Annotated in this window: 7 protein-coding genes; 2 read left to right on the plus strand and 5 right to left on the minus strand. The window is 69.8% G+C overall.

The window, feature by feature from the left end; all coding sequences use genetic code 11:
• Positions 1-155 precede the first annotated feature (155 nt).
• Complete coding sequence (locus VFU06_07710; GenBank protein ID HEU5209280.1) at positions 156-992, minus strand: DUF1207 domain-containing protein; 837 nt, start codon at positions 990-992, stop codon at positions 156-158.
• A 181-nt stretch (positions 993-1,173) separates the two neighbouring features.
• Here VFU06_07710 and VFU06_07715 point away from each other — a divergent pair, with 181 nt between their 5' ends.
• Positions 1,174-2,262, plus strand: coding sequence for a hypothetical protein (locus tag VFU06_07715; GenBank protein ID HEU5209281.1), 1,089 nt, complete (start codon positions 1,174-1,176; stop codon positions 2,260-2,262).
• A 59-nt stretch (positions 2,263-2,321) separates the two neighbouring features.
• Here VFU06_07715 and VFU06_07720 read toward each other — a convergent pair whose 3' ends face one another.
• The gene (locus VFU06_07720; GenBank protein ID HEU5209282.1) at positions 2,322-2,513 is read right to left on the minus strand and encodes a hypothetical protein; all 192 of its coding nucleotides are present in this window, start codon (positions 2,511-2,513) and stop codon (positions 2,322-2,324) included.
• Between the two features lie 123 nt (positions 2,514-2,636).
• Here VFU06_07720 and VFU06_07725 point away from each other — a divergent pair, with 123 nt between their 5' ends.
• Entirely contained in the window at positions 2,637-3,695 is a 1,059-nt protein-coding gene (locus VFU06_07725; protein HEU5209283.1) for a hypothetical protein, read from the plus strand.
• Here the strand turns inward: VFU06_07725 and VFU06_07730 are convergent.
• From VFU06_07730 to VFU06_07740, 3 genes are all read right to left on the minus strand, one after another.
• Positions 3,692-4,057, minus strand: coding sequence for a hypothetical protein (locus VFU06_07730; GenBank protein HEU5209284.1), 366 nt, complete (start codon positions 4,055-4,057; stop codon positions 3,692-3,694). The two genes, VFU06_07725 and VFU06_07730, sit on opposite strands and share 4 nt — an antisense overlap.
• Positions 4,054-4,269 carry a heavy-metal-associated domain-containing protein gene (locus tag VFU06_07735; GenBank protein ID HEU5209285.1) on the minus strand — a complete coding sequence of 72 codons (216 nt, stop codon included), beginning with the start codon at positions 4,267-4,269 and terminating at the stop codon, positions 4,054-4,056. The genes VFU06_07730 and VFU06_07735 overlap by 4 nt, the downstream gene beginning before the upstream one ends.
• 84 nt (positions 4,270-4,353) lie before the next feature.
• A partial coding sequence (locus VFU06_07740) for a copper-translocating P-type ATPase (protein HEU5209286.1) occupies positions 4,354-6,357 on the minus strand: 2,004 nt, incomplete at its 5' end.

The raw sequence follows: 6,357 nt of genomic DNA on the forward strand, positions 1-6,357 counted from the left end.
ACGGCCGCACCGCCTGCGTCACAGTCAGATTCATGGGCGGTATGTTGGGCTCAGGCCGACCCCGCGGCAAGGTGCAGGACCCGCGTGTCGACCTCTGTTACATCGAACGCGGGCACGACTGACGCCACGGCCGACGTCGGGACGTTGCTCGCCGCTCAGGGAACGATCACGAGCTCCAGCCCGACATAGCGCTCGTCGGTCAGGAAGAATTCGCCCAGCCGTGAAACGCCGTCATGAAAACGGGCGACGAGGCGAACGGCCCGGCCGCCGTAGGTCAGCCCGGCACCGGCGACCACGGCGATGGAGGCGTTCCAGTCGGTCCGCTCCGCGGCATGCAGATCCACGCCGGCAAAGGCCTCTCCCAGCGGCCCCAGCGACCACTCGTGCTCCGCGCCCAGGTCGAGCTCGGCGCGGTCGTACCGCCCCAGGCCGCGTGCGCGCAACTCGTACTCCGTGTTCGAGCGGAATACCCACGCGCCGCCGGCGTACAGGCGGGTGGGCCCGAGCTGGCGCACCGCATTCACCTCGAGCGCCTCGTGGCCGAACTCGATGCGCTCCGCGCCGGACGCGATCATGAACTCGTCACCGAGGTGCGAGCTGCGGTGCATGAGCGCGATGCGGCCTGACCAGTCGTTGTGCCGCACTTCGACCGGCAGACTGATGAACCAGTCCGTTCCGAGATCGTCCCGGCTCGGGTACTCGATTCGGAAGCGCGCAAAGGCCGCCGCCTCGACTGCAAGCACCGCACTGCCACCCTGCCACTCGCGGAGCCGGGCGAGCGGCAGTGTGCCGCCAAGCGCTGCAGTCGCCTGCACGTCGTGGGCGGCATCCGCGGAATCGCCGAGCACGAACGGCAGTCGCTCCGGTCCGCGCGAGCGCAACAGGTCAGTCGCGAGCAGCCCGAGGCCGAAGCGTGGTGACAGCGGATCCGCGACCGGATGGCGGAAGTTGCGCGTGCGCGGCAGCAGCCAGTCACCCGCCTGCGCGTGCACCGACGCTGGGGCACACGCAAGCATTGCGGTAATGGCAAACAACAGACACCGTCCAGCAGGCAGGGCCAACGCTTGCTCCGCGCGAAGGTACCGGAAATGCACGCGTCCACGCGCGGCCCCTTTTGCCCGGTGAACGCTGGCGAAATCAGATGCTGAAGCTACTCGCGCCGCAAGGCACCGCATGAACGACCACGCGCGGGCGCGCGAGCCGGACCACCGCGGGCGACGCGCGCGGCTCGGTCGGTTGCGTGCCGACGGACTCGCATTCTCGCATCCGGATACGCGGCTCGTCGCCGCATTCGACGCCGCACGCGAGCGCGCGATCACCCCCGTGCGGGACCAGGGGACCGGCACGAAACCACGCGTCGTCGAGTTTGAGGAGGACGCCCTCACGGCCTTCTCCGCACTCGTGATCGGCGCCCGGGAACAGGCCCGCACACGCATCACCGCACTCGCCGCCGAGCGCACCGGACCGGTCACCGCGTGGCTCATCGGCCGCTACTTCGCGTTCACAGGCGACCCGGAAGCCGCCGCCTGGCTGCACCCGTCGCTGCAGGCCCTTCAGTTGGGGAGCTCGCTGGCCACCGCGGCGCTGTCGGACAGCCGCCCACACCAGGACCCGCTGCTCCCACTGGTCGCGCGCGAGCTGATCCCCCTCGCCGAGGCCACGGGAGATGCCAGCGTTACCACGACGGCGCGCAGACTGGCGGCCGGAGCGGATCCGGGAAGATCCGTGGACGCCGTGCTCAGCCGGCTCGCCGATGTGCGCAGCGCAGAGGGCTGGCGAAGGCCTCTCGACGTGCTGAACGCGCTGCTCGACGGCAGGACCGAAATCGCCGCGCAGGGGTGGCAGGAAATCGCTACCGACACCGCGGACGAGGAGCGGAGCTGGATCGTCCCCCTGCTCGTTGCCGGGATGCTCGGCATCGATCCCGACGCCGAGCGCGGACGGCTGCGCCTCCGCCCGCACGCCCCGGCGGACTGGCCGCACTGGGGAGCTGACAACATCCGCGTGGGTGATACGGCGGTGGAGCTGAGCGTCGAGCGGGAGGGCGACACGATCGCGATCCGCGTGGATCAGACCGCCGGCGCGCTGCCGCTCACGCTCATCCTCGAGCCGACCGTCGAAGCCCCGGTCGGCCCCTGCTTCGTGGACGGACAACCGGCAGACCTCGCCGTGCGACCGGGCCCCCATCGCGTGGTCGTGCCCGTGCAGCTCGTGCTGGATTCGCCCCGGGAGCTGCGGATCACCCTGGATTCGCAGGCCTGACAAGAAAAAACCGCCCCGGGTCGTGCCAGGGGCGGTTCTCTACCGAAGAGGTACAGCGCTCAGCGCGCCACCATCCGGCCGTCTCCGACCAGCAGCTCGCGCAGGTGCGCGGGGCGCTTCGGCACGGCGGTCTTCAGGATGGAACGCGCGTAAGTGATGCGTTCGTCGTCACTTAGCTGATCGACAACGGAGATCGGAGCGCCGTAGCGCAGGAGCAGCCGCTTGGCGTCCTTCGCCACACTATCGTCCATCGCTCCTCCAGATCGTATGGGGGCTGATTGGGCAAATCTACCGCAAAACAGTTTGTGGTGCAATCCACACGGGGCGGTCCGCAGGTTGCACCACCGCTCCGGAAACGCATGGAGGAGCGGTGGATGTGGAATCCTGTTGAGCAGTACCGGCAGCGCCGGGCGCGCCGCCGGTTTGTGCCCCGGAAGCCGCGGGTCGGTGTCGGCACCACGGCCAAGCTTTCCGTCGTCGCGCTGGTGCTGATCCTTGCCGTGGCCGCGGTGCTCGAGATGCGGGGGGGCGGCACGGCGGAGCGGGCGCTGGTGCCGTACGCGGAAGAGGCGCACGTCGCACCGGCGGACCTGATTGCGACGGCGGGCCGGCGCCACCGCCTGGTCGTGCTGGGGGACGTGCCGGGCGCCGCCGCCCCGAAGCAGCTCGCCGCCCGGGCGGTGCAGGTGCTGGTGGAGACGTCGGGGCTGGATGCGCTGGTGGTGGAGGTTCCTGCGGACGAGCAGCCGTACCTGGACCAGTATTTCCTGACCCGACCGGAGGATCCTGCGATCCTGATTTCGCGACCGCGAGCGGTGCGTGAGGCGGAAGGTGTTTCGCGCGATTACCTGGAGCTGTACCGGACGGTGTGGCGCGCCAACGAGGCGCTGGGGCCCGACCGCGCCATCCGCGTGATTGCCGCCGATCTGCCCTCCTGGCCGCCGCAGCGGGGCACGGCGCCGAACCGTGCGGGCACCCTGTACGGGGAGCGTGACGCGTTCATGGTGGCGCGGGTGGATTCGCTTCTGCTCGGCCGGAACAGCCGGGCGCGGGCCCTGTTCTTCATGGATGGCCTGCACGCACTGCGCGGGGGTGCTGCCCTGCAGTCGGGCGGCACGGGGCTGGTGAGCATCACCTGGCTCGCGCAGCGGCTGGAGGAGCGCTATCCCGGCGATGTCTACAGTATCGCGGTGGATGCTTCAGCCGGCCGGGTGGTGCCGCCGGCCGTGGTGGCGTGGCGCGGGACCGGTGCCTGGGACGTCCTGCGAAACGGCGTGCCGGGCGCGCCGCGATCGTTCGGACTGCGCGTCACCGATGCGTTCGATCCGATCGGTGCACCTGTCCGTGTCGCGGCCGTGCCCGGCACGACCTTCTCGCTCCAGCCGGGAGGCCAGCTGCGCGAGCTGGTGAACGGCTACATCCTGCTGAACTAGAGGATCGGACCTGACTCGTCCGTGAGGGCGCCGCGTCCCTGCACTCCGACCTCACTGGTATGCGTGCGCCCTCCGGACTGCTGTTCGCCGCCCCGTCCACCGCGCTCGTCGCGGCCGGCATCTCCGCGCTCCTGCCGGCGACTCGGGGGCACGTCCTGCACCCGCTCCGCCTGCTCGGTCAGCTGCCCGAGCAGCTTGTCCATCTGCCGGCCGTTCATGAGCGTTGCCAGGTGCCCGATCAGGCCGAGCGCGAGCGTCGCACGGTCCGGCACGGTCAGGCGGTCCTGGATCTGGTTCATCAGGTCGCGGATCGCGGCGTTGTCGCGCGATTCGCTCTCGGTGGTACGGGGCGGTTGGGTCATTGGATCTCCTCGGCCTGGTAGCCTTCCTCCGAGACGGCCTGCGCGAGCGAGCGCGGCGTCGTACGCGACTCGTCGTACTCGACCGTCGCGCGTCCCTGCTGCAGGTTCACATCGGCTCTCGTCACGCCATCGACTTCTTCGAGCGCCTCGGTGACCGACTTCACGCAGTGGCCGCACGTCATTCCGGAAACCTTCAGGGTCGTCGTTGCCATTGTTCCTCCAGAGGGCGCGGCTACCGCCGCGCCGGTTGAATGCAATGGCACCTGCGCCATTGCTTTGCCAGTTTCGGGCCGCACTCAGGCGGCACGCGCAAGCCGTCGCAGCCGGAGCGAGTTGGAGACGACGCTCACGGAGCTGAGCGCCATGGCCGCACTCGCGATCACGGGCGAGAGCAGGACGCCGCTCACCGGGTACAGCACACCCGCCGCGATCGGGATTCCAATCACGTTGTAGATGAACGCCCAGAACAGGTTCTGACGGATCACACGCATCGTGCGGCGTGAGATCTCGAGCGCAGTCGCCACTGCACCGGGATCGCCGCCGACGAGCGTGACGTCGGATGCCTCGAGCGCGACGTCGGTGCCGCTCCCGATCGCGAAGCCGACGTCCGCCTGCGCGAGCGCAGGTGCATCGTTCACACCGTCGCCGACCATCGCGACACGACGCCCGGTCTCGTTCTGCAGCCGCTTCACCGTACGCGCCTTGTCCTGCGGCAGCACCTCTGCGACGACGTTGTCGATGCCGACGTCGCGCGCGACGGCACGCGCCGTGGTCTCGTTGTCGCCGGTGAGCATCCAGACGTCGATGCCCAGCTCGCGCAGCTTCGCTACCGCAGCGCGACTCGTCGGCTTGACGGGATCCGCGATCGCGAGCACGCCGCGCGCACGTCCGTCCACGGCCACGAACACGGGCGTCGCACCGCGGCCTGCCCAGTCGCGCGCGGTCTGCTCGAGCGCGCTCGCGTCCACTGCCCACTCCTCCATCAGTGCACGGTTGCCGATCGCGATGCCGTGCCCGTCGACGACCGCCTGGATCCCGCGGCCGCCGTGTGACAGGAACGACTCGGGCTCATCCAGTTCCAGGCCCGCATCACGCGCAGCCTCGGTGATCGCCGCACCCAGCGGGTGCTCGCTGCCTCGCTCGGCCGAGCCGGCCAGGCGCAGCAGCTCGCCGACCGGAGCGACGCTCCGGTTGCGACCGATCTCGACGAGCGTGCCATCGTCCGGGTCGGACGGGAGCACCGCGCCACCCACGAGGGCCGGCCGCCCCTCCGTGATCGTGCCGGTCTTGTCCAGGACGACCACGCCGATATCGCGTGCGGTCTCCAGGCTCTCCGCGTTGCGGAAGAGAATGCCGCGCTCCGCTGCGCCGCCCGTGCCGACCATGACCGCCGTCGGCGTCGCAAGGCCCAGTGCGCACGGGCACGCGATGATCAGCACCGTCACGAACGACACGGTCGCGAACACGAACGACGGATCCGGCCCGAAGGCGAGCCACACCAGGAACGACAGGACCGCGATGCCGATCACGATCGGGACGAACACGCCCGCCACGCGATCGGCAAGCCGCTGAATCGGCGCGCGCGAACCCTGCGCCTGCTGCACCAGCCGGACGATCTGCGCCAGTGCGGTGTCGCGACCGACACGCGTCGCACGGAAGCGCAGGCTGCCAGTGCCGTTGATCGTGCCGCCCACGACCTCGTCGCCCGGCCCCTTCTCCACCGGCAGCGACTCGCCCGTCAGCATCGACTCGTCGACTGCACTGCGTCCGTTCTCCACGACACCGTCCACCGCCACCTTCTCACCCGGACGCACGACGATGACGTCCCCAACTTTGAGCGCGGCGATCTCCACATCCCGCTCCTCTCCGTCGACCACCACGCGCGCCGTCTTCGGCTGCAGTCCCATCAGGGCGCGGATCGCGTCCGATGTGCTCCCCTTGGCACGCGCCTCCAGCACCTTCCCCAGCAGGATCAGCGCGATGATCATCGAGACCGCCTCGTAGTAGACATCCGGAGGCAGCCCCGCACTCGTGAACACCGACGGCACGACCGTCGCCACCGCGCTGTACAGGAACGCCGCACCCGTGCCCAGCGCGATCAGCGTGTTCATGTCCGTCGTGCCGTGCAGCGCACCACTCCACGCACCACGGAAGAACGGACGTCCCGACCACGCGATCACCGGGAGCGTCAGCAGGAGCAGCGTCCAGCGCAGCGCCCCCGCGCTCATGTCGCCGAGGAACGGGAACAGGTCCAGGATGCCGTGCGTCAACGGCATCATGAGCCGGTCCAGCAGGTCGAT

Source organism: Longimicrobiales bacterium (genome assembly GCA_035764935.1).
In the GTDB taxonomy this organism is placed as follows: Bacteria; Gemmatimonadota; Gemmatimonadetes; order Longimicrobiales; family RSA9; genus DASTYK01.